The organism is Kutzneria sp. 744, from assembly GCF_000568255.1.
Classification (GTDB): Bacteria; Actinomycetota; Actinomycetes; order Mycobacteriales; family Pseudonocardiaceae; genus Kutzneria.
This window is the reverse complement of record NZ_KK037166.1, coordinates 9,222,033-9,243,963: the sequence shown is the minus strand read 5'-3', so window position 1 is coordinate 9,243,963 and position 21,931 is coordinate 9,222,033. Positions and strand designations below refer to the sequence as shown.

Annotated in this window: 22 protein-coding genes; 17 read left to right on the top strand and 5 right to left on the bottom strand. The window is 70.1% G+C overall.

Features of this window, described 5'->3' with window-relative positions:
• Positions 1–6: 6 nt before the first annotated feature.
• Positions 7–1,146, bottom strand: a complete 1,140-nt coding sequence (locus KUTG_RS42245) for an amidohydrolase family protein (RefSeq protein WP_043725140.1) — start codon at positions 1,144–1,146, stop codon at positions 7–9.
• 74 nt (positions 1,147–1,220) lie between these two features.
• On the opposite strand from KUTG_RS42245, the gene KUTG_RS42240 reads away from it, so the two are divergent.
• Together KUTG_RS42240 and KUTG_RS42235 are read left to right on the top strand one after the other, a co-directional pair.
• Entirely contained in the window at positions 1,221–1,718 is a 498-nt protein-coding gene (locus KUTG_RS42240; protein ID WP_043725139.1) for a MarR family winged helix-turn-helix transcriptional regulator, read from the top strand.
• A 51-nt stretch (positions 1,719–1,769) separates the two neighbouring features.
• Positions 1,770–4,280, top strand: a complete 2,511-nt coding sequence (locus KUTG_RS42235; protein ID WP_043725129.1) for a DEAD/DEAH box helicase — start codon at positions 1,770–1,772, stop codon at positions 4,278–4,280.
• Positions 4,281–4,425: 145 nt separating this feature from the next.
• On the opposite strand, the gene KUTG_RS42230 is transcribed toward KUTG_RS42235, so the two are convergent.
• A complete protein-coding gene (locus KUTG_RS42230; protein ID WP_043725127.1) occupies positions 4,426–4,740 on the bottom strand; it encodes a hypothetical protein in 315 nt (104 codons plus the stop codon).
• A 140-nt stretch (positions 4,741–4,880) separates the two neighbouring features.
• On the opposite strand from KUTG_RS42230, the gene KUTG_RS54640 reads away from it, so the two are divergent.
• The 3 genes from KUTG_RS54640 to KUTG_RS42215 are packed head-to-tail and all read left to right on the top strand — an operon-like array spanning position 4,881 to position 9,051.
• Positions 4,881–5,348 carry a MarR family winged helix-turn-helix transcriptional regulator gene (locus KUTG_RS54640; RefSeq protein WP_157495178.1) on the top strand — a complete coding sequence of 156 codons (468 nt, stop codon included), beginning with the start codon at positions 4,881–4,883 and terminating at the stop codon, positions 5,346–5,348.
• A complete protein-coding gene (locus KUTG_RS42220; RefSeq protein WP_043732543.1) occupies positions 5,345–7,132 on the top strand; it encodes an ABC transporter ATP-binding protein in 1,788 nt (595 codons plus the stop codon). The genes KUTG_RS54640 and KUTG_RS42220 overlap by 4 nt, the downstream gene beginning before the upstream one ends.
• On the top strand, positions 7,129–9,051 hold the full coding sequence (locus tag KUTG_RS42215; RefSeq protein WP_043725124.1) for an ABC transporter ATP-binding protein: 1,923 nt from the start codon (positions 7,129–7,131) through the stop codon (positions 9,049–9,051). The genes KUTG_RS42220 and KUTG_RS42215 overlap by 4 nt, the downstream gene beginning before the upstream one ends.
• Positions 9,052–9,096: 45 nt before the next feature.
• On the opposite strand, the gene KUTG_RS42210 is transcribed toward KUTG_RS42215, so the two are convergent.
• Together KUTG_RS42210 and KUTG_RS42205 are read right to left on the bottom strand one after the other, a co-directional pair.
• Positions 9,097–9,576 (bottom strand): hypothetical protein, encoded by a 480-nt coding sequence (locus KUTG_RS42210; RefSeq protein WP_043725117.1) that lies wholly within the window; start codon positions 9,574–9,576, stop codon positions 9,097–9,099.
• A 20-nt stretch (positions 9,577–9,596) separates the two neighbouring features.
• Positions 9,597–10,058, bottom strand: coding sequence for a hypothetical protein (locus KUTG_RS42205; RefSeq protein ID WP_157495177.1), 462 nt, complete (start codon positions 10,056–10,058; stop codon positions 9,597–9,599).
• A 140-nt stretch (positions 10,059–10,198) separates the two neighbouring features.
• Between KUTG_RS42205 and KUTG_RS42200 the strand changes: the two genes are divergently transcribed.
• From KUTG_RS42200 to KUTG_RS42190, 3 genes are read left to right on the top strand one after another with little or no spacing between them, the layout of a single operon-like run.
• Positions 10,199–10,636, top strand: coding sequence for a helix-turn-helix domain-containing protein (locus KUTG_RS42200; protein ID WP_043725113.1), 438 nt, complete (start codon positions 10,199–10,201; stop codon positions 10,634–10,636).
• Positions 10,633–11,130, top strand: a complete 498-nt coding sequence (locus KUTG_RS42195) for a hypothetical protein (protein WP_043725111.1) — start codon at positions 10,633–10,635, stop codon at positions 11,128–11,130. Before KUTG_RS42200 ends, KUTG_RS42195 begins: the two co-directional genes overlap by 4 nt.
• A complete protein-coding gene (locus tag KUTG_RS42190) occupies positions 11,123–12,136 on the top strand; it encodes an MAB_1171c family putative transporter (protein WP_043725109.1) in 1,014 nt (337 codons plus the stop codon). Before KUTG_RS42195 ends, KUTG_RS42190 begins: the two co-directional genes overlap by 8 nt.
• Here KUTG_RS42190 and KUTG_RS42185 read toward each other — a convergent pair whose 3' ends face one another.
• Positions 12,137–12,316: a hypothetical protein gene (locus tag KUTG_RS42185; RefSeq protein ID WP_043725107.1), complete on the bottom strand. Its 180-nt coding sequence runs from the start codon at positions 12,314–12,316 to the stop codon at positions 12,137–12,139.
• A gap of 684 nt (positions 12,317–13,000) precedes the next feature.
• Between KUTG_RS42185 and KUTG_RS42180 the strand changes: the two genes are divergently transcribed.
• From KUTG_RS42180 to KUTG_RS42140, 9 genes are all read left to right on the top strand, one after another.
• Positions 13,001–13,504 carry a DoxX family protein gene (locus KUTG_RS42180; protein WP_232241538.1) on the top strand — a complete coding sequence of 168 codons (504 nt, stop codon included), beginning with the start codon at positions 13,001–13,003 and terminating at the stop codon, positions 13,502–13,504.
• Positions 13,505–13,529: 25 nt separating this feature from the next.
• The gene (locus KUTG_RS42175) at positions 13,530–15,464 is read left to right on the top strand and encodes a 4-alpha-glucanotransferase (RefSeq protein ID WP_043725105.1); all 1,935 of its coding nucleotides are present in this window, start codon (positions 13,530–13,532) and stop codon (positions 15,462–15,464) included.
• Positions 15,465–15,590: 126 nt separating this feature from the next.
• Positions 15,591–16,382: an esterase/lipase family protein gene (locus KUTG_RS42170; protein ID WP_052396051.1), complete on the top strand. Its 792-nt coding sequence runs from the start codon at positions 15,591–15,593 to the stop codon at positions 16,380–16,382.
• Entirely contained in the window at positions 16,379–17,308 is a 930-nt protein-coding gene (locus KUTG_RS42165; protein WP_043725102.1) for an alpha/beta fold hydrolase, read from the top strand. The genes KUTG_RS42170 and KUTG_RS42165 overlap by 4 nt, the downstream gene beginning before the upstream one ends.
• Positions 17,309–17,316: 8 nt before the next feature.
• Complete coding sequence (locus KUTG_RS42160; RefSeq protein ID WP_157495176.1) at positions 17,317–17,808, top strand: wax ester/triacylglycerol synthase domain-containing protein; 492 nt, start codon at positions 17,317–17,319, stop codon at positions 17,806–17,808.
• On the top strand, positions 17,805–18,842 hold the full coding sequence (locus KUTG_RS42155) for a WS/DGAT domain-containing protein (protein ID WP_084580426.1): 1,038 nt from the start codon (positions 17,805–17,807) through the stop codon (positions 18,840–18,842). The genes KUTG_RS42160 and KUTG_RS42155 overlap by 4 nt, the downstream gene beginning before the upstream one ends.
• Before the next feature lie 75 nt (positions 18,843–18,917).
• Complete coding sequence (locus KUTG_RS42150; protein ID WP_043725098.1) at positions 18,918–20,069, top strand: Gfo/Idh/MocA family protein; 1,152 nt, start codon at positions 18,918–18,920, stop codon at positions 20,067–20,069.
• Complete coding sequence (locus KUTG_RS42145; RefSeq protein ID WP_043725096.1) at positions 20,066–21,094, top strand: dihydrodipicolinate synthase family protein; 1,029 nt, start codon at positions 20,066–20,068, stop codon at positions 21,092–21,094. The genes KUTG_RS42150 and KUTG_RS42145 overlap by 4 nt, the downstream gene beginning before the upstream one ends.
• Complete coding sequence (locus tag KUTG_RS42140) at positions 21,091–21,912, top strand: sugar phosphate isomerase/epimerase family protein (RefSeq protein ID WP_043725095.1); 822 nt, start codon at positions 21,091–21,093, stop codon at positions 21,910–21,912. The genes KUTG_RS42145 and KUTG_RS42140 overlap by 4 nt, the downstream gene beginning before the upstream one ends.
• The last annotated feature ends 19 nt before the right edge of the window (positions 21,913–21,931 follow it).

The following is a 21,931-nucleotide window of genomic DNA, read 5'->3' as shown; positions in this document are numbered from 1 at the left end:
TGACGGTCAGGCCAGTATGCGACGGGCCACGTCGGCGACGGCGGCGCGGAGGCCGGACAGGTCGTGGTCGAGGAGGAGGCCGTCACGCTTGACGACGCGGCCGTCGACCAGGACGGTGCGCACGTCGGAGACGCCGGCGGTGGCCACGATGCCGCCGGCGACGAGGTCCGGCGGGAGGTGGCCGAAGCCGTCCACCAGCACGATGTCGGCGCGCTTGCCGACCTGGAGCGAACCGACGACGTCGCCGAGGCCGATGGCCCGGGCGCCGTCGGAGCTGGCGGCGCGGAGCAGCGGACCGGCGGCCAAGGGGAGGCCGCGAAGGCGTTCCAACCACAGCGCGGCGCGCATCTGCTCGAACATGTCGGCGGAGGAGTTGATCACGACGTCGACGCCGAGGGCGGGCGCGCCGCCGGCCGAGAGAAAGCGGCCGAAGACTGGCGCGCCGTGGCCCATCATCGACTCCACGGGCGGCGTGGCAGTCAAGCCGCAGCCGGCGTCGACGAGCATCCGCAGCTCGTCGTCGGTCGCGGCGTTGCCGTGCACGAAGTGCAGATCGGGCCCCAGCAACCCCGCGTCGGCCAGCCGGGCGACCGCGCCGGCCTCGGTGATGTGCATGGTGGTGACCATGCCCAGCGACCGGGCGACCGCGATGTCCCGGGCATTGTCCTCAAGGGACAGCATCGGCCCGAACGAAGCGACCGCCCCGGTGACGAGCCCGGCCGCGGCGTAGCGCTGGGCCTCCAAAGACGAAACCCCGTGCACGGCCCGAATCCCGGACGCGAGCAACGCCTCCGCCTCGGCCTCGACCGCGCTGCCGTGGCCCCAGTCCAGCACGGTGGTCACGCCGGCGTTCAGCGCCTCGACTGCACCGAGCAACACGGCGGCCCGGACCTCCGCCGGCGATAGAACCAGCCGGGGCAGCACCTCGGCCATGAACACCCCCAGCGACAGGTCGGCCCCGCTGCCCCGCATCGGCGCCTGCACGAGGTGCCGATGGGTGTCCACGAAGCCCGGCAGCACGACCAGGCCATCGGCGTCGATCGCCTCCGGGGCCGAGAACGAGCCGATCCCCGCGATAACCCCGTCCGAGACCAGCACATCGGCCACACCGACACCGGGCACGTGCCCGCCCTTGATCACCAGCATCGCCAACTCCTCACTAGAAAGCTTTACATAAAGCTATAGCGAAAGCTTTCTACCCGCAAGCTAGCCTGGACGCCATGCGGGACTTGGTCGACGGCATCCTCGACGCCTGGCGCGGACAGCTGCCGGAGATCGCGGGCATCGAGCTGGAGCTGTCCAAGCGCGCGGCCCGGCTGCACACGCTGCTGTCCGAGGCGGCCGGCGGCCAGCTGGCCCGGTTCGGCCTGACCAAGGCCGAGTACGACGTGCTGGCGGTGCTGCGCTCCAGCGGCCAACCGCACCGGCTGCGCCCGACCGACCTGACGGCCCGGCTGCTGCTGTCCTCCGGCGGCACCAGCAACGTGCTGCGACGGCTGGTGGCCGAGGGCCTGGTAACCCGCGAGGCCGACCCGGACGACGCCCGCAGCAGCTGGGTGCAGCTCACCCCGACCGGCGTGGACACCGCCGACGCCGCCGTGCTGGCCAGCACCGAGGCCCAGCGCAGGCTGCTGGCCACCGTGCCGGCGGACACCGCCCGCGCCGCCGCCGACGTGCTGCGCGAGGTCCTGGTGGCGCTCGGCGACAGACCCGTCTGACCGGCACCCCGAATCCACCCGACCACGACGACAGGGCACGATCAACTCATCATGACGCTCACCGATCAGCTGCCCGGCGACAACGACCCGGACGCGCTCTACGAGGCCTTTTCCGCCTGGGCCGACGGGCAGGGCCTGTCGCTCTACCCGCACCAGCAGGAGGCGCTGATCGAGGTCGTCTCCGGCTCGAACGTCATCCTGAGCACGCCGACCGGCTCGGGCAAGAGCCTGGTGGCGGCGGGGGCCCACTTCGCGGCGCTGGCAGGAGGGATCAGGACGTTCTACACGGCGCCGATCAAGGCGCTGGTGTCGGAGAAGTTCTTCGCGCTGTGCGACACGTTCGGCGCGGACAAGGTGGGCATGCTCACCGGCGACGCCAGCGTGAACGAGACGGCGCCGATCATCTGCTGCACGGCGGAGATCCTGGCCAACATCGCCCTGCGCGACGGCGCGGACGCCGATGTGGGCCAGGTCGTGATGGACGAGTTCCACTTCTACTCGGAGCCGGACCGCGGCTGGGCCTGGCAGGTGCCGCTGCTGGAGCTGCCGAAGGCGCAGTTCGTGCTGATGTCGGCCACGCTGGGCGATGTCACGAGGTTCGAGAAGGACCTCACCCGCCGCACCGGGCGCAGCACGGCGGTGGTCAAGAACGCGGAACGTCCGGTGCCGCTGCACTTCAGCTTCGTGCTGACGCCGTTGCAGGAGACGCTGGAGGAGCTGCTCCAGACCAAGCAGGCGCCGGTCTACGTCGTGCACTTCACGCAGGCGTCGGCGATCGAACGCGCGCAGGCGCTGATGAGCATCAACGTCTCGACGCGGGCCGAGAAGGACGCGATCGCCGAGCTGATCGGACGGTTCCGGTTCAGCTCGGGCTTCGGCAAGACGCTGTCCCGGCTGGTCCGGCACGGCATCGGCGTGCACCACGCGGGCATGCTGCCCAAGTACCGGCGGCTGGTGGAGCGGCTGGCCCAGGCCGGCCTGCTGAAGATCATCTGCGGCACGGACACCCTCGGCGTCGGCATCAACGTGCCGATCCGCACGGTGCTGTTCACCGCGCTGTCCAAGTACGACGGCGTGCGCACCCGGCACCTCAAGGCCCGCGAGTTCCACCAGATCGCCGGCCGGGCCGGCCGCGCCGGCTACGACACCGTGGGCATGGTCGTGGTGCAGGCTCCCGAGCACGTCGTGGAGAACGAGAAGGCGCTGGCCAAGGCGGGCGACGACCCCAAGAAGCGGCGCAAGGTGGTGCGCAAGAAGCCGCCGGAGGGCTTCGTGTCCTGGGGCGAGGCGACCTTCACCCGGCTGGTCGAGGCCGAGCCCGAGCCGCTGACCTCCAGCTTCCAGGTCAGCCACTCGATGCTGCTCAACGTGATCGGCCGGCCGGGCGACGCGTTCAAGGCCATGCGGCACCTGCTGGAGGACAACCACGAGGAGCGCCGCTCGCAGATCCGGCTGATCCGGCGGGCCATCGCGATGTACAAGGGTCTGCTGGCGGCCGGCGTGGTGGAGAAGCTGGACGAGCCGGACGAGCTGGGCCGCACCATCCGGGTCACCGTCGACCTCCAGCTGAACTTCGCGCTCAACCAGCCGCTGTCACCGCTGGCCCTGGCCGCGGTGGACCTGCTGGACCGCGAGTCGCCGACGTACGCGCTGGACACGGTGTCGATCATCGAGGCGACGCTGGACGACCCGAGGCAGGTGCTGTCGGCGCAGCAGTTCAAGGCGCGCGGCGACGCCGTGAACGCGATGAAGGCCGAGGGCATCGAGTACGACGAGCGGATGGCGCTGCTGGAGGAGGTCACCTACCCGAAGCCGCTGGAGGAGCTGCTCAACGCCGCGTACGACGCGTACCGGCGCGGCCACCCGTGGGTGCTCGACCACCACCTCTCACCCAAGGCCGTGGTCCGCGACATGTTCGAGCGGGCCATGACCTTCACCGAGTACATCGGCTTCTACCAGCTGGCCCGGTCCGAGGGCCTGGTGCTGCGGTACCTGGCCGACGCGTTCAAGGCGCTGCGCCAGACCGTGCCGGACGAGGCCAAGACCGAGGAGCTCACCGACCTGGTGGAGTGGCTGGGCGAGCTGGTCCGGCAGGTCGACTCCAGCCTGATCGACGAGTGGGAGAAGCTGGCCAACCCCACCGACGAGCAGGTCGAGCAGCCCCTGGACGAGCGGCCACCGGCCGTCACCACCAACGAGCGGGCGTTCCGGGTGCTGGTGCGCAACGCCCTGTTCCGCCGGGTCGAGCTGGCCGCGCTGCGGCGCTACGACCTGCTGGGCGAGATGGACGCCGAGTACGGCTGGGACACGATCGCCTGGCGGGACGCGATGGAGCCGTACTTCGAGGAGTACGACCGGCTCGGCACCGGGCCCAACGCCCGCGGCCCGCAGTTGCTGCAGATCGAGCAGGAACCCGAGCGCTGGCTGGTCCGGCAGGTGTTCGACGATCCGGCCGGCGACCACGACTGGGGCATCAGCGCCGAGGTGGACCTGCACGGGTCGGACGAGTCCGGCACGGCGGCGATCACTGTGACCGATGTCGGCCCTCTGACGACGGCCTGACCGCCGACCTCCGACATCGGCCCAGCGACGCACTCAACCCTGACGACTGCCGATAACTCAGCCATCCACCTGAAGGAGGCTCCGGCCCCCACCCGACGGGTCGGAACCTCCTTCAGGGCGCTCCCGACCGGCCCTCCCCGGCCAGTCAGGAGATCGCGGCGTCGACCCGGCGCTCGATGAGCTCAAGCACCCTGTCCGGGTCGAGCCCCGGTTGGATGGCGGCCAAAGCCTTGACCGCCTCCAGGGCGGCGGTGGCCATCGCCTCGGCCCGGCCGGCCCGCACGCTCGACCGCACGAGCCACTCCGGGAAGGAGTAGGTCTCGTGGCTGGTCGGGTCGCTCGGGTCGTGCTCCGGGTTGACCAGGCGCCAGCCGTTCAGCGCGCTGATCATCGTGGCCGGCAGGGCCTGGAGGGACTCGTCGAGCCCCTTGACCGCGTCCGCCACGTCCTGCGATGCCATCCGTCGCCCTTTCTCCCCTTTTTTGTGCCCAGTCCCCCCGGGCATCGTCATGGTGCTGCCTCACACGTGGTCACGACATCCGGGAAACCCCGTACATCCACAACTACGGATGTAGACTCAGTATTTGATATCCTGAATATGTGACACCCGAAACAGTCGAACCGGGCATGGTGTTGGCCCGGCTGGCGCGCCTGGCCGAGCGGGCGCTGCTGCGCGTGGAGCTGACGCTGCCCCAGTACCGGATGCTGTCGGTGCTGGCCTCGGCCACCGCGTCGTCGGCGTCACGGGTGGCGTGGATGCTGTCGGTCAAGCCGGCCACCGTCACCGCGGTGATGGACGGGCTGGTCGGCGGCGGCTACGTCCGGCGCGAGCCGGATCCGACCGATCGTCGCAAGGTCACGCACACGATCACCCACGGCGGCCGGCAGCTGCTGGCCGCCGGCAACACCGAGATCCGGCGCAGCCTGGACCGACTGTCCGAACACCTCGAACCGGCGCACGCCGAGCAGGCGATGGCCGGACTGTTGCTGTGGACCGAAGCGTTGACCAAGGCAAGGCAAGCCGAATGGGCCGCCCGCGAGGGCGCGCAAAGGGGGGAATGCAGGTGAGCAAGACCTATCCGCCGCCGACGGCCGCGATCGACCCCGATCCGGGCCGGTCCTGGCTGCGGCGGGCATGGCCGCTGGTGCGTGCGCACCGTCTGATGTTCGGCACGGCGCTGGCCTCGTCGGCGCTGAGCCTGCTGGTGTCGGTGCAGGTGCCGAGCCTGATCCAGAACGCGCTGGACAACTCGATCACCACCCACAAGGTGCCGCTGGCCGACTACATGTGGTGGCTGGTCGGGCTGACCGCGGTGATGCTGGTGGCCGGCTTCCTCGCCCGCCAGCTGCTGTTCCGCACCGCGTACAAGATCGAGTACGACCTGCGCAACCTGATGTACGAGCACCTGACCGGGCTGTCGTTCCCGTTCTACGACCGGTCCCAGACCGGGCAGCTGATCTCCCGGGCCAACTCCGACATCCGGTCGGTGCAGATGTACCTGGCGTTCGCGCCGTTCATGCTGGTGCAGTGCGGGATCGCGGTGGTGGCCTTCGGCTACATGCTGGCGATCAGCGTGCCGCTGGCGATCCTGGCCATGCTGCCGATGCCGCTGGTGTTCGTGACCTCGCGGCAGATGCAGCGGTCCATGTTCCCGGTGTCGTGGCTGATCCAGGCCCGGCTGGCCGACGTGGCGACCGTGGTCGACGAGAACGTCAACGGCGTGCGCGTGGTGAAGTCGTTCGCGGCCGAACGGCGCCAGCTGTCGCTGCTGCAGAAGGCGGCGATCAAGGTGCGCTGGGCCTACGTGAAGGACACCGACCTGCGGGCCCGGTGGACGCCGGCGGCGCAGAACCTGCCGCGGGTCGGCATGGCGATCGTGTTGCTGTACGGCGGTTACCTGGCCATCCAGGGCGGTCTCGGCGTGGGCGCCATCCTGGCCTTCAACTCCTACCTGTTCATGCTGCAGATCCCGTTCACCATGATCGGCATGCTGATCATGATGGGTCAGCGGGCGTCGGCCTCGGCCAAGCGGCTGTACGAGGTGCTGGACGAGAAGCCGGAGATCGTGGACGCGCCGGACGCCGTCGAGCTGGCCGGTGTTCGCGGTGACGTCGAGTTCTCCGGCGTCCGCTTCGGTTACGGCGACGGCCCGGATGTGCTGGACAACTTCTCGCTGCGGCTCAACAGCGGCGAAACCGTGGCCCTCGTCGGCCGGACCGGCAGCGGAAAGTCCACTGTGGCCCGACTGCTGCCGCGCTTCTACGACGTGCGCGAGGGTTCCGTCACCGTGGACGGGCACGACGTGCGCTCGGTGACCCTGCACAGCCTGCGGGACACCGTCGGCATCGTGCTGGACGAGCCGTTCCTGTTCTCCGTCTCGGTGCGGGACAACATCGCCTACGGACGGCCCGACGCCGACATCACCGACATCGAGCGGGTGGCGCGGCTGGCCGGGGCGCACGAGTTCATCACGGAGTTGTCCGAGGGCTACGACACCGTGATCGGCGAGCGCGGCTACACCCTGTCCGGCGGGCAGCGGCAGCGCATCGCCATCGCCCGCACGCTGCTGGTGAATCCGCCGGTCCTGGTGCTCGACGACGCCACCAGCGCCATCGACGTCCAGGTGGAGCAGGAGATCCACGCCGGGCTGCGCACGCTGTTCGCCGGGCGGACCACGTTGATCATCGCGCACCGGCTGTCCACGATCAGTCTGGCCGACCGCGTGGTGCTGCTGGACGGCGGGGAGATCGTCGCCGACGGCACCCACGCCGAGCTGTTGGAGAGCACGCCGTTGTACGCGGAAGTGTTGGCACAGGCCAATGTCGAAGAACTGGGGGGTGTGGCGCGATGACGTTTCCCGGAGGTGGAGGCGGCGGCATGTTCGGCGCCGCCCGTGGTGGCGCGGCCGCGGCCGGGCTGCCGTTCGCCGGTGTGCCGCAGGAGATGCAGGCCGGCGTCAACAAGCTGCTGGCCGAAGAGCCGGAGCATCCGCAGCCCGAGGCCGTCTTCGACCACGGGCGGCCCGACCCGGACGGCGCGAAGTTGAGCCTGCGGCGGCTGGTCCGGCCGTACCTGGGCATGACGCTGGTGGCCGGTGTGCTGGTGGTCGTCGAGGCGCTGACCCTGCAGGCCGGCCCGAAGCTGACGCAGATCGGCATCGACAGCGGCATCATCGCCAAGAACTACAGCGTCCTGGTGATGGTCGCCGCCGTGTACCTGGCCAGCCTGCTGGTCACCGGCTTCGCCCAGGCGGCCCGGGTGAAGGTCACCGGGCGGATCGCCGCGTGGGTCATGAACGACCTGCGGGTGCGGGTCTTCACCCAGCTGCAACGGCTTTCGCTGGACTTCTACACCGGCGAGAAGGCCGGCGTGATCATGACCCGGATGACCAGCGACATCGAGAACCTCCAGCAGCTGCTGCAGGACGGTCTCGTGCAGTTCGCCATCCAGGGCCTGACCATGGTCGCCGTCACGGTGGTGCTGTTCACCTTCGACGTGCGGCTGGCACTGATCACCGTGGTGCTGGTGGTGCCGATCCTGACGGCGATGTCCCTGTGGTTCCACCGGGCGTCCAGCAAGGGGTACGTCAAGGTCCGCGACAACATCGCCAACGTGCTGGCCGACCTTTCCGAGAGCCTGCAGGGTGTTCGCATCGTGACCGCGCACAACCGCCAGCGGCACAACATCGAGCACCACCGCCAGGTCACCGGCAAGTACTACGACACCAACGTCCAGACCGGCCGCATCAACTCGTGGTACGGGCCGGGCACCCAGGTCGTCGGCGTGGCCGGGCAGCTCGCGCTGCTGGCCATCGGCGCCGGCATGGTCGCCGACGGCGAGCTCACCATCGGCGAGCTGGTGGCCTTCCTGCTGTACCTCGGGGCGTTCTTCCAGCCCATCCAGCAGCTGGTGCAGCTGTACAACATGTACCAGCAGGGGCAGTCGTCCATCACCAAGCTGAAGTCGTTGCTGGGCCAGGCGCCGGCCGTCGTCGAGTCGCCGACGGCGGTGGATCTGCCGCCGGTCGAGGGCGAGATCACCTTCGACGACGTGACCTTCGGCTACCTGCCGGACCGCCCGGTGATCTCGGGGGTGTCCCTGGACATCCGGGCCGGCGAGACGGTGGCCTTCGTCGGTCCCACCGGCGCCGGCAAGTCGACCCTGGCCAAGCTGGTCACCCGGTTCTACGACCCCACGGCCGGCCGGGTGCTCATCGACGGCCACGACCTGCGTGACCTGCACATCGAGTCGTTACGCCGTCAGCTCGGCGTTGTCCCCCAGGAGCCCTTCCTGTTCGCCGGGCCGCTGCGTGACAACATCCGTTTCGCCGCGCCCGAGGCTTCCGACGACCAGGTCTGGGACGCGCTGCGGGCCGTCGGCCTGGTCGAGGTCGTCGAGCGCATGCCCCAGGGCCTGGACACCGTCGTCCAGGAGCGCGGCCAGTCCCTGTCCTCCGGCGAGCGCCAGCTCGTCGCCCTGGCCCGGGCTTTCCTGGCCCAGCCCCGGGTTCTGGTCCTCGACGAGGCGACGTCCAATTTGGACCTCCAGTCGGAGACCAAGATCGAGGACGCCCTGGACGTGCTGCTGGAGCGGCGGACCGCGATCCTCATCGCCCACCGCCTGTCCACCGCGATGAAGGCCGACCGCATCGTCGTGGTCGACGACGGCCGCATCGTGGAGATCGGCTCGCACGACCAGCTGGTCGCCGCCGGCGGCAAGTACACCCAGATGTACGCCACCTGGACCAGCCAGGCCGCCGAGGTGCACTGAGGATTCGGTGGTGGGTCGGCCGGCTCGGCTGACCCACCACCGGGTTCAGCGGGTGGTGCCGGTGCTGCCGTAGGTGAGCGTGGCGCCGGTGTGGCTGCTCGTGGTCGAGCCCTCGGCGCGGAAGCTGTACGCGCCGCTGAGACCGGTGAGCTTGGGGGTCCAGCAGCGGGTCTGGTTCGGAAGCACGATGCCGTTGCCGCCCGCGCTCTCGCAGCCGACGAATTCCGGCAGCCCGTCACGGTCGCGTTCCATGACGGCATCGCCGTAGGTGCTGGCGTTGAGCGGCTGGTTGAGCAGCAGGAAGCCCCAGAACTTGTAATCGCTGTCCCGGCACAACTGGATCTCGCCGACGGAAACGCCGTTGTCGGCGACCACCTTGGCGTGATCCACGCGCACGCCGTAGGTATTGCCGAATTGGCAGTTCGGCGCGGATTGCGTGGCCGCGTCGGCCGAGGCCGGCAACACAACGGCCGCGGCGATCACCACGGCCGCACTCGTGGCGACCTTGACGATTGTGTTCTTCATTTCTCCCCCGCGGCCGAAGATCAGTAGCTGAAGGACACGATCGCGTGCGCGGAACAGATGTCGGTGGTGAGGCTGATGTCCTCACACACCTTGATATCGGCCCGGGCCTGCGTGGCGCCGGCGTGCAGCCGCGTCGACAGCGGGCCGCCGACCGGCTTGAAGCGAGAGTTCCGGCTGCTCTGCACGGACTTGTCCGGCACCCAGTCCCACTGACCGGTGTGGTCCTTCTCCCAGAAGGAGAAGTCCACCTGCACGTAGATGGCGTTGCCGTCGTTGAGCATGTCGACCCAGTTGGCGCCGACCGTCGCGTACACGCCGCCATTGTCGGCGAAGTCGCCGTATCCGGCGCCGACCTTGCCGCCGTGGTCGTAGACGTAGATGGTCCCCCGGTGCTGGGTGGCGGCATTGGCGACCGGCGCCGCCACCGACACCAATCCCACCGCGGCGGCACACGCCAGCGCGATCTTCAGAATCCGAGACATAAGACGGTTTCCTCCCCGAGATACAACACCCGTTTGCCGGAACGGCACGACAGTAAACCGGCCACACCGGCCCGTCAACTGGCGTGAAGCAGACTGGGCGGGCCCAGTTCACGACAGTTGCCGCAGGTAGGATGCCGCCCATGGCAGAGGACATCGCCAGGGGCCCGCTGGCGACGAAGGTGAACCACCTGTTCACGGCGGTCCGCCAAGCGGGGGGCGACGAGTACACCTTCGACGAGGTGGCCGAGGCGATCCGGGCTCAGGGCGGCCCGACCATCTCGGCGACCTACCTGTGGCAGCTGCGCAAGGGCCTGCGCGACAACCCGACCAAGCGTCACCTGGAGGCCATCGCCAGCTTCTTCGGCGTGCCGCCGGCGTACTTCTTCGACGACGAGGCGGCCGACCGCATCAACGCGGAGCTGGCCCTGCTCAGCGCGCTGCGCGACGCCCCGGTGCGCAACATCGCCCTGCGGGCGCGGGGACTGTCGGCCAAGAGCCTCGAGGCGATCAGCGACATGGTGGACCGGGTCCGCGAGCTGGAGGGCCTGCCCGATCCCCTCGCCGACACGGACCGATGATCGGCAGCGGGCGGAAGCTGCGGCACGGCTGCGCCGCCCTGCTCCGTGACCTGGACCTGCCGGCCACCTTCGACGTGCCGACGCTGTGCGCCGAACTGAGCAAGCGCCGTGGGCGGCCGATCATCCGGCTGCCGCTGCCGAATCTGCATGACGTGTGCGGGCTGTGGATCGCCACCGATGCCACGGATCTCATTGCGTACGAACAGAACACGAGCGCCCCGCACCAGCAGCACATCGTGCTGCACGAGATCGGGCACATGCTGTGCGACCACTTCCCGACCACGGTCGACCCCGTGGAGCAGGCCCGGCTGCTCATGCCCAACCTCGACCCGAACCTGATCCGCCGCGTGCTGGGCCGCACCGGCTACTCCAGCGTCGAGGAGCGGGAGGCGGAGGTGCTGGCCTCGCTGCTGAGCCAGCGGACCCTCCCGGCCCGGCCCGAGGACTCCGCCGCCGACCGGCTGCGTTCCGCCCTGGAGAACGACGGTGGATGAGCTGGTGCGCCGCTACGGCCCGGCGCTGCTGGCCTGGGGGCTGCTGCTGTGGTTGCGGCCGAGCCGGAAGCCCGGCCGCCGGCTCGTGCGGGTCTGCGTGCTCGGCCTGGCCGTCTCGCAGACGGCCCTCACCCCGGTCGTCGCCGACTTCACCCCGACCGTGGGCCTGCCCTATGCCGAACGGCTCGTGGGCCACCTCGCACTGCTGCTCGCGGTGTGGGCCGGCGCGCAGATTCTGTTGCGGCTGAACGGAAAGGACGTGCGGGCACACACAGCGTGGGCAATCTTCGCCGGGGCCGCGATGGTCGTGCTGTTCGTGCTCACGCCGGACCTGTATCCGCAGTCGCCGTGGGTGATGGAGTACTCCCTCGCCTACGCCGCCGCGCTGCTGCCCGAGTTCGCCGTCATCGCCTGGCTGTGTCTGCGGGACGTCCGCCAGGCGCCGGACCGGGTCATGCGGCTCGGTCTCGGGCTGATCGCCGTCGGCATCGCCGCGGCGGCCGCGTACATGATCAGCAAGTCCCTGGTCGCGATCTCCTCCCGGGCCCCGATCGACTTCGCCGTCGGCCGCGGCTATCCGCTGAGCAAGGCCCTGCCGACCGCCGCCCACCTGCTGGTGCTGGCCGGGGTCGCGGCGCCGGCCGTCGCCGGGTGGCTGCGCCGCTACCGCAGCTACCGTCGGCTGGGCCCGCTGTGGCGCGACCTCTACCGGGCCGAGCCGGCCATCGCGCTGGAGCCGCCGGGCCTGCCCACCCTGTTCCCCACCCAGTTGCAGCTGTACCGGCGGGTGATCGAGATCCGGGACGGCCTGCTGGCCATCCGCCCGTACCAGCCGGCCGACGGCCGCGACGAGGCCGCCGCGATCGCCGCCGCCCTGCGGGCCCACCGCGACGGCGAGCCGCCACGCACGGCCGCGGTCACCGTCGACGGCGGCCACGACCTGGGCAGCGACACCGAATACCTCTGCCGGCTGGCCGACAGGTACCGTCGGATCGCCCGGACTTGATCAGCTGAGCTGGAACAGCTCGTACTGGCCGAGCGCCTCGAAGCCCATCCGGTCGTAAACCGGCAGCCCGAGCTCGGTGGCCTGCAAGGTGCCGATGCCGCGGCGGCGGTACGGCTCGGCGGTGTGACGGCGTAGATGCCGGCCACGCCAGGCCCATCTTCTGCGCGCCGTGCGAAACAAGCCGGTCGGCCGAATCGCCCGGGCCGATCCACCACATCCACGGCACATCACCCAGCGAATCCGAAACCCGGGTCAGTGTGACGTCAAAGGGCTCGTCCCCACGACAGCACATGATGCTGTTAAGAAAAGAATGAGCCAGCGCGCTCCGACAATGGGAGACATCGGCATCCACTCGTTCCACATCACCCTACCCCAGCCGGTACTCCCGTGAATTGGCCAGGTGTGATTCAAGGTCGCCGAAAGGCGGCACTCGTTCCTCCAGCCCCAGGGTGAGCGGATTGCCGGCGGCGCGTCCGTCGCCAAGGTCGATGTACGGGCGATAGAGCCAGCCCGTGAAGGTCTCCTCGATATCATCGCCTGGCGTGATGGGTCCATCCCCTCGTCCGGCAGCGCACGAGGGATGACCGCCCCGTGCACCTGATTTTGACCGCCGCTAGAAAGCCTTCCGCGCGGGTCGGTTCGGGTTGAGCGAGCGGAACATCTCCATCGAATTCCTCCCATTCCGAAAAACGCGGCACGGCATGACGGAAACCGGGGCCGCGAACCGCGGTGAGCAATTCCCAGTCTCGACGGGCGGCGAGTCCTCGGTCAACCGGCAGACGGGCGATGAGCGTTTCGGACCACGCCGGCCGGATATGCGCGGCCGCGCCCCGCCGGGTGGCTAGGGTGTCCGGCGTGACGAACATGTCCCGCTGGTCGGACGAGAACGGCGGCCTGGACTACGGGCTCCTGGTGCTGCGCCTGATGCTGGCGGTCGCGATGGGGGCGCACGGGCTGATGCAGGTGTTCGGCCTGTTCGGCGGCCCGGGCATGGCCGCGTTCACCGCGCAGCTGCAGGGCTTCGGCTTCAGCCGCAACCTGGAGTTCCTGACCTGGCTGACCGGTGTCACCGAGGTCGCCGGGTCGGTGCTGATGGTGATCGGCCTGTTCACGCCGCTGGCCGCGGCCGGGCTGCTCGGCGTGGGCATCAGCGCGGTGCGGGCCAAGTGGGCCGGCGGTTTCGGCCCGGGCGTCGGCTTCGAGCTGGAGATCACCCTGACGGCGATCGCCTTCGCGCTGCTGCTGACCGGCCCCGGCTGGTACGCCCTGGACCGGCACACGGCGTGGCGGCGCAAGCCCCTGGGCTTCGCGATCGGGGGCATCATTCTGGCCGTGGGCGGGGCTGTGGCGGTGGGGTCGCTCTTCTGACGCCGGGGCCCGACAGAATAGGGCCATGGATGATCAGCTGGTGGAGCTGGCCGAAGCGCACGGGGTGGCCACCTGGTACGAGGGCAGCGAGCGGCGCCGGGTCGACGTGTCGGCCGACGTGGTGGTGTCGGTGCTGGGCAAGCTCGGCGTCGACGCGGCCACCCCCGAGGCCGTCCGGACGGCGTTGGCCCAGGTCAGCCGGGACGAGCTGCCCCCGACCATCGTCCTGCGCGAGGGCGAGACGAAGGGCCTCCCTGATGCGGGGAAGGACTCCTTCACTGCGTCCAACGAGGGTAAGGCGTCCTTCCCTGCATCAGGCCGGGCCACGATTCGCACCGAGGACGGGCGGACCCTCGACATCGGGCAGGAGATCCCCGGGGATCTGCCGCTGGGGTGGCACACACTGATCGCCGGGGACCGGGAGATCACGCTGGTGGTGGTCCCGAAGAGCCTGCCGGAGCCGCCGAGGACGTGGGGCTGGATGCTCCAGCTGTACTCGATGCACTCCCGCGACTCCTGGGGCTCGGGCGATCTCGCCGACCTCAAGGACTTCGTCACCTGGTCCAAGGACACGGGCGCGGGGGTGGTGCTGCTGAACCCGATGCACGCGGTGGCCCCGGTGCACCCGATCCAGCCCTCCCCCTACTCCCCCAGCAGCCGCCGCCACACGAACCCCGTCTACCTCCGCGTCACGGCCACGAAGGAGTACCTGGAGGCGGATGACGCAACCAAGGCGGCCGTCGATGCGTTGAAGCCGGACGAAGAGCAGGAGTTGATCGACTACGACCGGCTCTGGGACGCGAAGATCGCGGCGCTGGAGCTGATCAAGCCGCAGGAGCACCGGCAAGGGGACGACTTCGCCGTCTACTGCGCGCTGGCCGAGCAGCACGGCGCGGACTACCGGGAATGGCCGGCGGAGCTGAGGCACCCGGACGGCCCGGCGGTGCTGGAACAGGCCGACCCGGCCCGGATTTCCTTCCACGCCTGGCTGCAGGAGCTGTGCGACCAGCAGCTGGTGCAGGCCCGGCAGGCGGCGGAGGGCATGGCGGTCGGCATCGTGCACGACCTGCCGGTGGGGGTGGATCCGGGCGGCGCGGACGCCTGGGCGCTGCAAGACGTGCTGGCCCCGGGCGTGACGGTCGGGGCGCCGCCGGACGCCTTCAACCAGCAGGGGCAGAACTGGTCGCTGCCGCCCTGGCACCCGAGGAAGCTGGCCGAGGCGGGCTACAAGCCGTACCGGGACCTGCTCCAAGCGGTCTTCCGGCACTCGCAGGGCCTGCGCATCGACCACATCGCCGGTCTGTGGCGGCTGTGGTGGATCCCGGGCGGCGACGCCCGCAAGGGCACGTACGTCCGCTACGACGCCGACGCCATGACCGGCATCCTCGCGCTGGAGGCGCACCGCGCCGGCGCGGCCGTGATCGGCGAGGACCTCGGCACGGTCGAACCCGTCGTCACGGAAACCTTGCACGCCAACAACATGCTGTCCTCGGCGGTGCTGTGGTTCGAACGGGACGACACCGGAGCCATGCTGCCCCAGGCGAGCTGGCCGGAGCGGGCGGCGGCCAGCATCAGCACCCACGACCTGCCGACGGCGGCGGGATTCCTGCGCAGCGAGCACGTCCGCGTGCGGGCCGAGCTCAAGGTCCTCGCCGGCGACGTCGAGGCGGAGTACGCCAACGCCGCCAAGGAGCGCCGAGAGCTGCGGGAACTGCTGGGCATCGACGAGTCCGCCGCCGAGGAGGACGTGATCGTCGCGATGCACGCCTTCCTGGCCGGCACGCCGTGCCGGCTGGTCCTGGCCTCCCCCTACGACGTGATCGGCGAGACCCGCCAGCCCAACCTGCCGGGCACGGTCGACGAGTACCCCAACTGGCGCATCCCGTTCCCGACCCCGCTGGCTTCGTTCATGGCTGATCCCCGCGTGTCACGGGCGGTGAGCACGATGTCCGGACGATGACCGCACATCTGCCCAAAGATCCCCCATGTCATTGCCAGCGACCAGGACGGCTTCCTACCATGCGCAAATAACACAACGTAATCACGGGCGCAGCCGGACCGCCCCGCCGAGACGAGAGGGGCAAGCATGTCTGTTGCCCGACAAGCGGAAGAGCGGTCCGGGGCGGCGCGCCGCCCGCCTTTGCGGTGGTTTCTGACCGAGCCGGCGCGGGGCGCGATGACCTTCGCCTCGCTGCCGTTCGCGGTGCCGCTGCTGTCCCGCGCGCCCCGCGGCGACGGCCACGGCGTGCTGCTGTTGCCTGGTCTGCTGGCCGACGACGTCAGCAACCAGGCGCTGCGCTCGTACCTGGCGACCCTCGGCTACACCACGCGCGGCTGGGGTCTCGGCCGCAACATCGGGCCGACCGACGAGGTGCTCGACGGCATGCCGCTGCGGCTTCAGGAGCTGGCCGCCGGGACGGGCGGCCCGGTGTCGCTGATCGGCTGGAGCCTCGGCGGCATCTACGCCCGGGAGCTGGCCCGGGACCATCCGGACCTGGTCCGGCAGGTGATCACCCTGGGCAGCCCGTTCGCCCTGGTCGACCCCCGGCAGAGCCGGGCCGAGTACGCCTTCCGCCGCCGGTCCCGCCGGCACGCCAGCTCGGACCGGGTGCCCAGCCGGGACCGGCTCGGGCAACCGATCCCCGTGCCGTCGACCGCGATCTACTCGAAGGCGGACGGCATCGTGCACTGGCGGACCTGCATGCAGACGCCGGCGACGGACCGGGAGAACATCGAGGTCACGTGCGCCCACCTGGGCTTCGGCGTCGATCCGGCCACGCTGTGGGCGATCGCCGACCGGCTGGCCCAGCCGGCCGACACCTGGCGGCCGTTCCAGCCGCGCGGCTGGGCCCGCGCGTTCTACCCGGTGGCCCGATGACCGGCCCGGCGCCGTGGGCGTTCGCCGAGCCGTGGGGCGGGCGGGGCTGGGTCACCGACATCGACGGCCCGGTGCACTGGATCGACTTCGGCGGCGAGGGCGACGCTCCGCCGATCGTGTTCGTGCACGGCCTCGGCGGCTCGCACCTGAACTGGTCCCTGGTCGGCCGGGCGCTGGCTCAGGGCAGGCGAGCCGTCGCCCTCGACCTGCGGGGCTTCGGGCTCACACCGGGCTTCCCGCGCAGCACGACGATCCGGGCCAACGTGCGCCTGGTCAACCGGTTCATCGCCACGGTCGTCAAGGAGCCGGCGGTGCTCGTCGGCAACTCGATGGGCGGCGTGATCTCCGTGCTCCAGACCCACAACAACCCGGACAGCGTCGCCGGTCTCGTGCTGGTCGACCCGGCCCTGCCGCCCACCTCGACCCGCCCGGACCTGCGGGTGGCCGCCATGTTCATGACCTACATGACGCCCGGCGTCGGCGAGCTGTACATGCGGTTCGCGCAGTCGCGGATGTCGTCACGGCAGCTGGTGCAGCGGATGAACGACCTCTGCTTCGGCGATCCGAGCCGGGCCGACGCCAAGATGCTGGACGCCTCGGTGGCCATGACCGAGGAGCGCCGCCGGATCCCGGGCAAGGAGCAGTCCTTCCTCAACGCCAGCCGCTCGCTGATGCGGTTCCTGGCCCGGGGCGACCGCTACCGGGACATCCTGAAGGGCCTGCAAGCCCCGGTCCTGCTGATCAGCGGCGACGTCGACCGGCTGGTGCCGATCGCGTTGGCCCGTCAGGTCGCGGCGGCCAATCCGGCCTGGGACAGCGTTTTCCTGACCGGCGTCGGCCACACGCCCCAACTGGAAACCCCCGGCGCGGTGGTCGATGCCGTGACGGACTGGCTCGCCCGCACCCCAACCATCGCCGGAAAGTGAAGGGTGTCATGCAGCAACTCACCGGACTCGACGCCGCGTTCCTCGCCCTGGAGACGACCAACTCCACCGGCCACGTCGGCGGGGTCTGCCTGCTCGATCCGAGCGACGCGCCGCGGCCTCTGGACCTGGCCCTGCTGACCGAGGTGCTGGGCCAGCGGCTGCCGCTGGTGCCGGTGATGCGCCGCAAGCTGCTGGAGGTGCCGCTCGGGCTGGACCAGCCGTACTGGGTGGACGATCCCGAGTTCGACATCGAGTACCACATCCGGGAGGTGGCGCTGCCGAGTCCGGGCTCGCAGGCCCAGCTCACCGAGCAGCTGGCCCGGCTGCACGCCCGCCCGCTGGACCGGCGCCGCCCGCTGTGGGAGACCTACCTGATCACCGGGCTGGCCGACGGGCTGGTCGCGGTCTACACCAAGGTGCACCACGCGGCGATCGACGGCGTGTCCGGCGCCGAGCTGCTCACCGTGCTGCTGGACCTGAAGCCGGACTATAATCAATGAGGCAACATTCTGTAAGGTACATCAGTAGGGGACAACCCAAGTTGATAGTATTTCTCATTGGGTTGTATAAATATCAGCGCGCACGTTGTGCCAAAGTAGAAGTACAATCGCTACCGCACAGGCTGCCCCCGGCCGCCGGGCCCGCTGTCGCTGATGGCCCGGGCCGCCGCGCGGCTGGCCTGGCGGCCGGTGCAACGGTGCAGCTGGCCGGCGAGTTCGTGAAGAAGGTGCCGACGCTGGCCCCGCTGGTCAGCCCGCTCGTCGGCGGCCTGCTGGGGCTGAACAGCGGCGACGGCAGCGTTATCCCGACCACCCTGGGCCGGGCGCCGGCCACCCCGTTCAACAAGAAGATCACCCCGCACCGCCGCGTGGCGTTCCGCAGCGTCAGCCTGGCCGATGTCAAGACGGTGAAGAACGCCTTCGGCACTTCCGTCAACGACGTGGTGATGGCCATGTGCGCGGGCGCCCTGCGGCACTGGCTGGCCGATCACAACGCGCTGCCGGCGAGCCCGCTCAACGCCATGATCCCGGTGTCGGTGCGGGACGAGACGGCCAAGGGCGCGATGGGCAACCGGGTGTCGGCGATGCTGGCCGTGCTGCCGACGAACCTGGAGGACCCGGAGCAGCGGCTGTCCGTGGTGCACGAGGCGACGAAGATCGCCAAGGCGCAGCAGGCGACGATTCCGCAGGGCCTGGTCGACGACATCTCCGACTTCGCGCCGCCGGCGCTGGCCGCGCGGGCGGCCCGGGTCGTGTTCGCCACCGGCATGATGCACCGCATGCCGCCGTTCAACATCTGCATCTCCAACGTGCCCGGGCCGAACGTGCCGGTGTACATGGCCGGGGCGCGGATGCTGGCCCAGTACCCGCTGTCGGTGATCCTGGACGGGCAGGGCCTCAACATCACCCTGGTGGGCTACCTGGGCCAGCTGCACTTCGGCCTGGTCGCCTGCCGCGAGCTGGTGCCGGACATCGACACCCTGGCCGGGTACCTGATCGACGAGCTGGACCTGCTGCTCAAGGCGGCCGGCTGACACGATCGGACGACGTTGACAGGGCGGGTAGCGTGAGCCCGTAGAAAGGCTTTTCTATCACGCGGAGGTGGCGCTGTGGCGCGGAGGACCGTCGGGGTGGCCATGAACGGGGTGACCGGGCGGATGGGCTACAACCAGCATCTGCTCCGCTCCGTGCTGGCCATTCGGGACCAAGGCGGCCTGACCACCAGCGACGGCACGGTGATCTGGCCGGAGCCGGTCCTCATCGGACGCGACGAGGACCGGATCCGGGCGCTCGCCGAGCGCCACGGCATCGACCGCTGGACCACCGACGTGGCCAAGGCGCTGGCCGAGCCGGACGTGGAGGTCTACTTCGACGCCTCGGTCACCTCCGCCCGCAAGGAGGGCGTGCTGGCGGCGATCGCCGCCGGCAAGCACATCTACTGCGAGAAGCCGACCGCCGAGTCCCTGGACGACGCCCTCCTACTGGCCCGCACGGCGGCCGAGGCCGGCGTGAAAACCGGTGTGGTGCAGGACAAGCTGTTCCTGCCCGGGCTGCGCAAGCTCAAGCGGCTGGTGGACGGCGGCTTCTTCGGGCGGATCCTGTCGGTGCGCGGCGAGTTCGGCTACTGGGTGTTCGAGGGCGACTGGCAGCCGGCGCAGCGCCCGTCCTGGAACTACCGGGCCGACCAGGGCGGCGGCATCGTGCTCGACATGTTCTGCCACTGGCAGTACGTGTTGCGCGAGATCTTCGGCCCGGTCCGCAGCGTGCAAGCGCTTACCGCGACCCACATCCCGCAGCGCGTGGACGAGCGGGGCAACGCCTACGAGGCCACCGCCGACGACGCCGCGTACGGGATCTTCCAGCTGGACAACGGAATCGTGGCGCAGATCAACTCCTCCTGGGCCACCCGCGTCAACCGGGACGAGCTCGTCGAGTTCCATGTGGACGGCACCGAGGGCAGCGCCGTCGCCGGCCTGCGGCACTGCCGCGTGCAGCACCGTTCGATCACGCCGAAGGCGGTCTGGAACCCCGATCTCCCCTCCCCCGTGGACTTTCGCGCGCAGTGGCAGGAAGTCCCGGACAACACCGAGTTCGACAACGGCTTCAAGGAGCAGTGGGAACTGTTCCTCCGCCACGTGGTGCTGGACGAGCCGTGGCACTGGGACCTGTTGGCCGGCGCGCGGGGCGTGCAACTGGCGGAGCTGGGCCTTCGGTCCGCCGCCGAGGGCCGTCGCATCGACGTCCCGGAGCTGACGCTGTGAACAGCCGGGTCATCTTCGCCGCCGCGCACGTCGTCGCCGATCCCGACGACAACACCAAAGTGGACTGGGACGCCACACTGGCCTTCCGCCGCCATCTCTGGCGGCTGGGGCTGGGCGTGGCCGAGGCGATGGACACGGCACAGCGGGGCATGGGCCTGAACTGGGCGACCGCGGCCGAGCTGATCCGGCGCAGCGCCGCGGACGCCGCCGCCGAAGGCGGCCTGATCGCCTGCGGCGCCGGCACCGACCAGCTGACCGCACCACCGTCCACTCTGGACGAAGTGATCGCCGCGTACACCGAACAGCTGTCGGTGGTGGAAGCCGCTGGGGCGCAACCGATCGTGATGGCCAGCCGGCAGCTCACCGCGCTGGCCCGGGATGCCGACGACTACCACGAGGTGTACGGCTGGCTGCTGGGCCAGTTGTCGGACAAGGCGATCCTGCACTGGCTGGGCCCGATGTTCGATCCGGCGCTGGCCGGCTACTGGGGCAGCGAGGACCTGGACAAGGCCACCGAGACGTTCCTGTCGGTGATCGAGGCCAACGCCGAGCGCATCGACGGCGTGAAGATCTCCTTGCTGGACGCCGAACGCGAGATCCAGCTGCGGCGACGGCTGCCTCAGGGCGTGCGCTGCTACACCGGCGACGACTTCAACTACCCCCGGCTGATCGCCGGCGACGAGCACGGCCACAGCGACGCCCTTCTCGGCATCTTCGACCCGCTGGCCATGGTGGCCGAGCGGGCGATGGGCCGGCTGGACGACGGCGACACCGAGGGCTTCCTGGCCCGGCTGGAGCCCACGGTTCCGTTGGCCCGCCACGTGTTCGAGACGCCGACCCGGTTCTACAAGACGGGCGTGGTGTTCCTGGCCTGGCTCGGCGGCCACCAGGACCACTTCAGCATGATCGGCGGCCTGGAGACGGCACGGTCGCGCGAACATCTGGTGCGCTGCTACGAACTGGCCGCCGAGCTGGACCTGTTCGCCGACCCGGAGTTGGCCGCGAGCCGGGTGGCGCTGCTATGACCCTCGCCCGGCTCAGCATCAACAGCGAGACGATCAAGCAGTGGTCGTTGGAGGAGCTGGTCGCCGGCTGCGTCGACGCCGGCGTGCCGGGCATCGCCCCCTGGCGCGAGCCGGTGGAGGCTTATGGCCTTCACAAAGCGGCGAGGTTGATACGGGAGGCCGGGCTCAAGGTCACCAGCCTGTGTCGGGGCGGCTTCTACACCGTCGCGGAGCCCGCGCAGCGCGTGAAAGCGCTGGACGACAACCGCCGGGCGATCGACGAGGCAGCTGAACTGAACAGCCCAGTACTGGTCCTCGTCTCCGGCGGGCTGCCGGACAAGGACCTCAAGGGCGCGCGGGCCCGGGTGGCCGACGCGCTGGCCGAGCTGGCGCCGTACGCCGGGGAACGCAAGGTCACGCTGGCCATCGAGCCGCTGCACCCGATGTTCTGCTCCGACCGCTGCGTCGTCTCCACCCTGGGCCAGGCCATCGACCTGGTGTTGCCGTTCCCCCGGGAGCAGGTCGGCGTGGTCGTGGACACCTACCACTGCTGGTGGGAGCCCGACCTGGACGAGCAGATCCGCCGGGCCGGCGCGGCCGGCCGCATCGCGCTGTTCCAGGTCGCGGACTGGATCACCCCGCTGCCCGAGGGCGTGCTGCTGGGCCGCGGCCAACTCGGCGACGGCCACGTCCCGCTGCGGGAGATCCGCGAGAAAGTGGACGCCACCGGCCACGACGGCCCGGTCGAGGTCGAGATATTCAACGCCGCCATGCGGGAACGCAACGGGGCCGAGGTGCTTGCCGAGGTCGTTCAGCGATACCGTGATCACCTGGTCTGAACAGGACGAAACCGGGGGT

Coding starts and splice junctions, on each gene's coding strand:
- KUTG_RS42245 (WP_043725140.1), bottom strand. CDS start 1,146: ATGCTGGTGATCAAGGGCGGGCACGTGCCCGGTGTCGGTGTGGCCGAT.
- KUTG_RS42240 (WP_043725139.1), top strand. CDS start 1,221: ATGCGGGACTTGGTCGACGGCATCCTCGACGCCTGGCGCGGACAGCTG.
- KUTG_RS42235 (WP_043725129.1), top strand. CDS start 1,770: ATGACGCTCACCGATCAGCTGCCCGGCGACAACGACCCGGACGCGCTC.
- KUTG_RS42230 (WP_043725127.1), bottom strand. CDS start 4,740: ATGGCATCGCAGGACGTGGCGGACGCGGTCAAGGGGCTCGACGAGTCC.
- KUTG_RS42215 (WP_043725124.1), top strand. CDS start 7,129: ATGACGTTTCCCGGAGGTGGAGGCGGCGGCATGTTCGGCGCCGCCCGT.
- KUTG_RS42210 (WP_043725117.1), bottom strand. CDS start 9,576: ATGAAGAACACAATCGTCAAGGTCGCCACGAGTGCGGCCGTGGTGATC.
- KUTG_RS42205 (WP_157495177.1), bottom strand. CDS start 10,058: ATGTCTCGGATTCTGAAGATCGCGCTGGCGTGTGCCGCCGCGGTGGGA.
- KUTG_RS42200 (WP_043725113.1), top strand. CDS start 10,199: ATGGCAGAGGACATCGCCAGGGGCCCGCTGGCGACGAAGGTGAACCAC.
- KUTG_RS42195 (WP_043725111.1), top strand. CDS start 10,633: ATGATCGGCAGCGGGCGGAAGCTGCGGCACGGCTGCGCCGCCCTGCTC.
- KUTG_RS42180 (WP_232241538.1), top strand. CDS start 13,001: ATGTCCCGCTGGTCGGACGAGAACGGCGGCCTGGACTACGGGCTCCTG.
- KUTG_RS42175 (WP_043725105.1), top strand. CDS start 13,530: ATGGATGATCAGCTGGTGGAGCTGGCCGAAGCGCACGGGGTGGCCACC.
- KUTG_RS42170 (WP_052396051.1), top strand. CDS start 15,591: ATGTCTGTTGCCCGACAAGCGGAAGAGCGGTCCGGGGCGGCGCGCCGC.
- KUTG_RS42165 (WP_043725102.1), top strand. CDS start 16,379: ATGACCGGCCCGGCGCCGTGGGCGTTCGCCGAGCCGTGGGGCGGGCGG.
- KUTG_RS42160 (WP_157495176.1), top strand. CDS start 17,317: ATGCAGCAACTCACCGGACTCGACGCCGCGTTCCTCGCCCTGGAGACG.
- KUTG_RS42155 (WP_084580426.1), top strand. CDS start 17,805: ATGAGGCAACATTCTGTAAGGTACATCAGTAGGGGACAACCCAAGTTG.
- KUTG_RS42140 (WP_043725095.1), top strand. CDS start 21,091: ATGACCCTCGCCCGGCTCAGCATCAACAGCGAGACGATCAAGCAGTGG.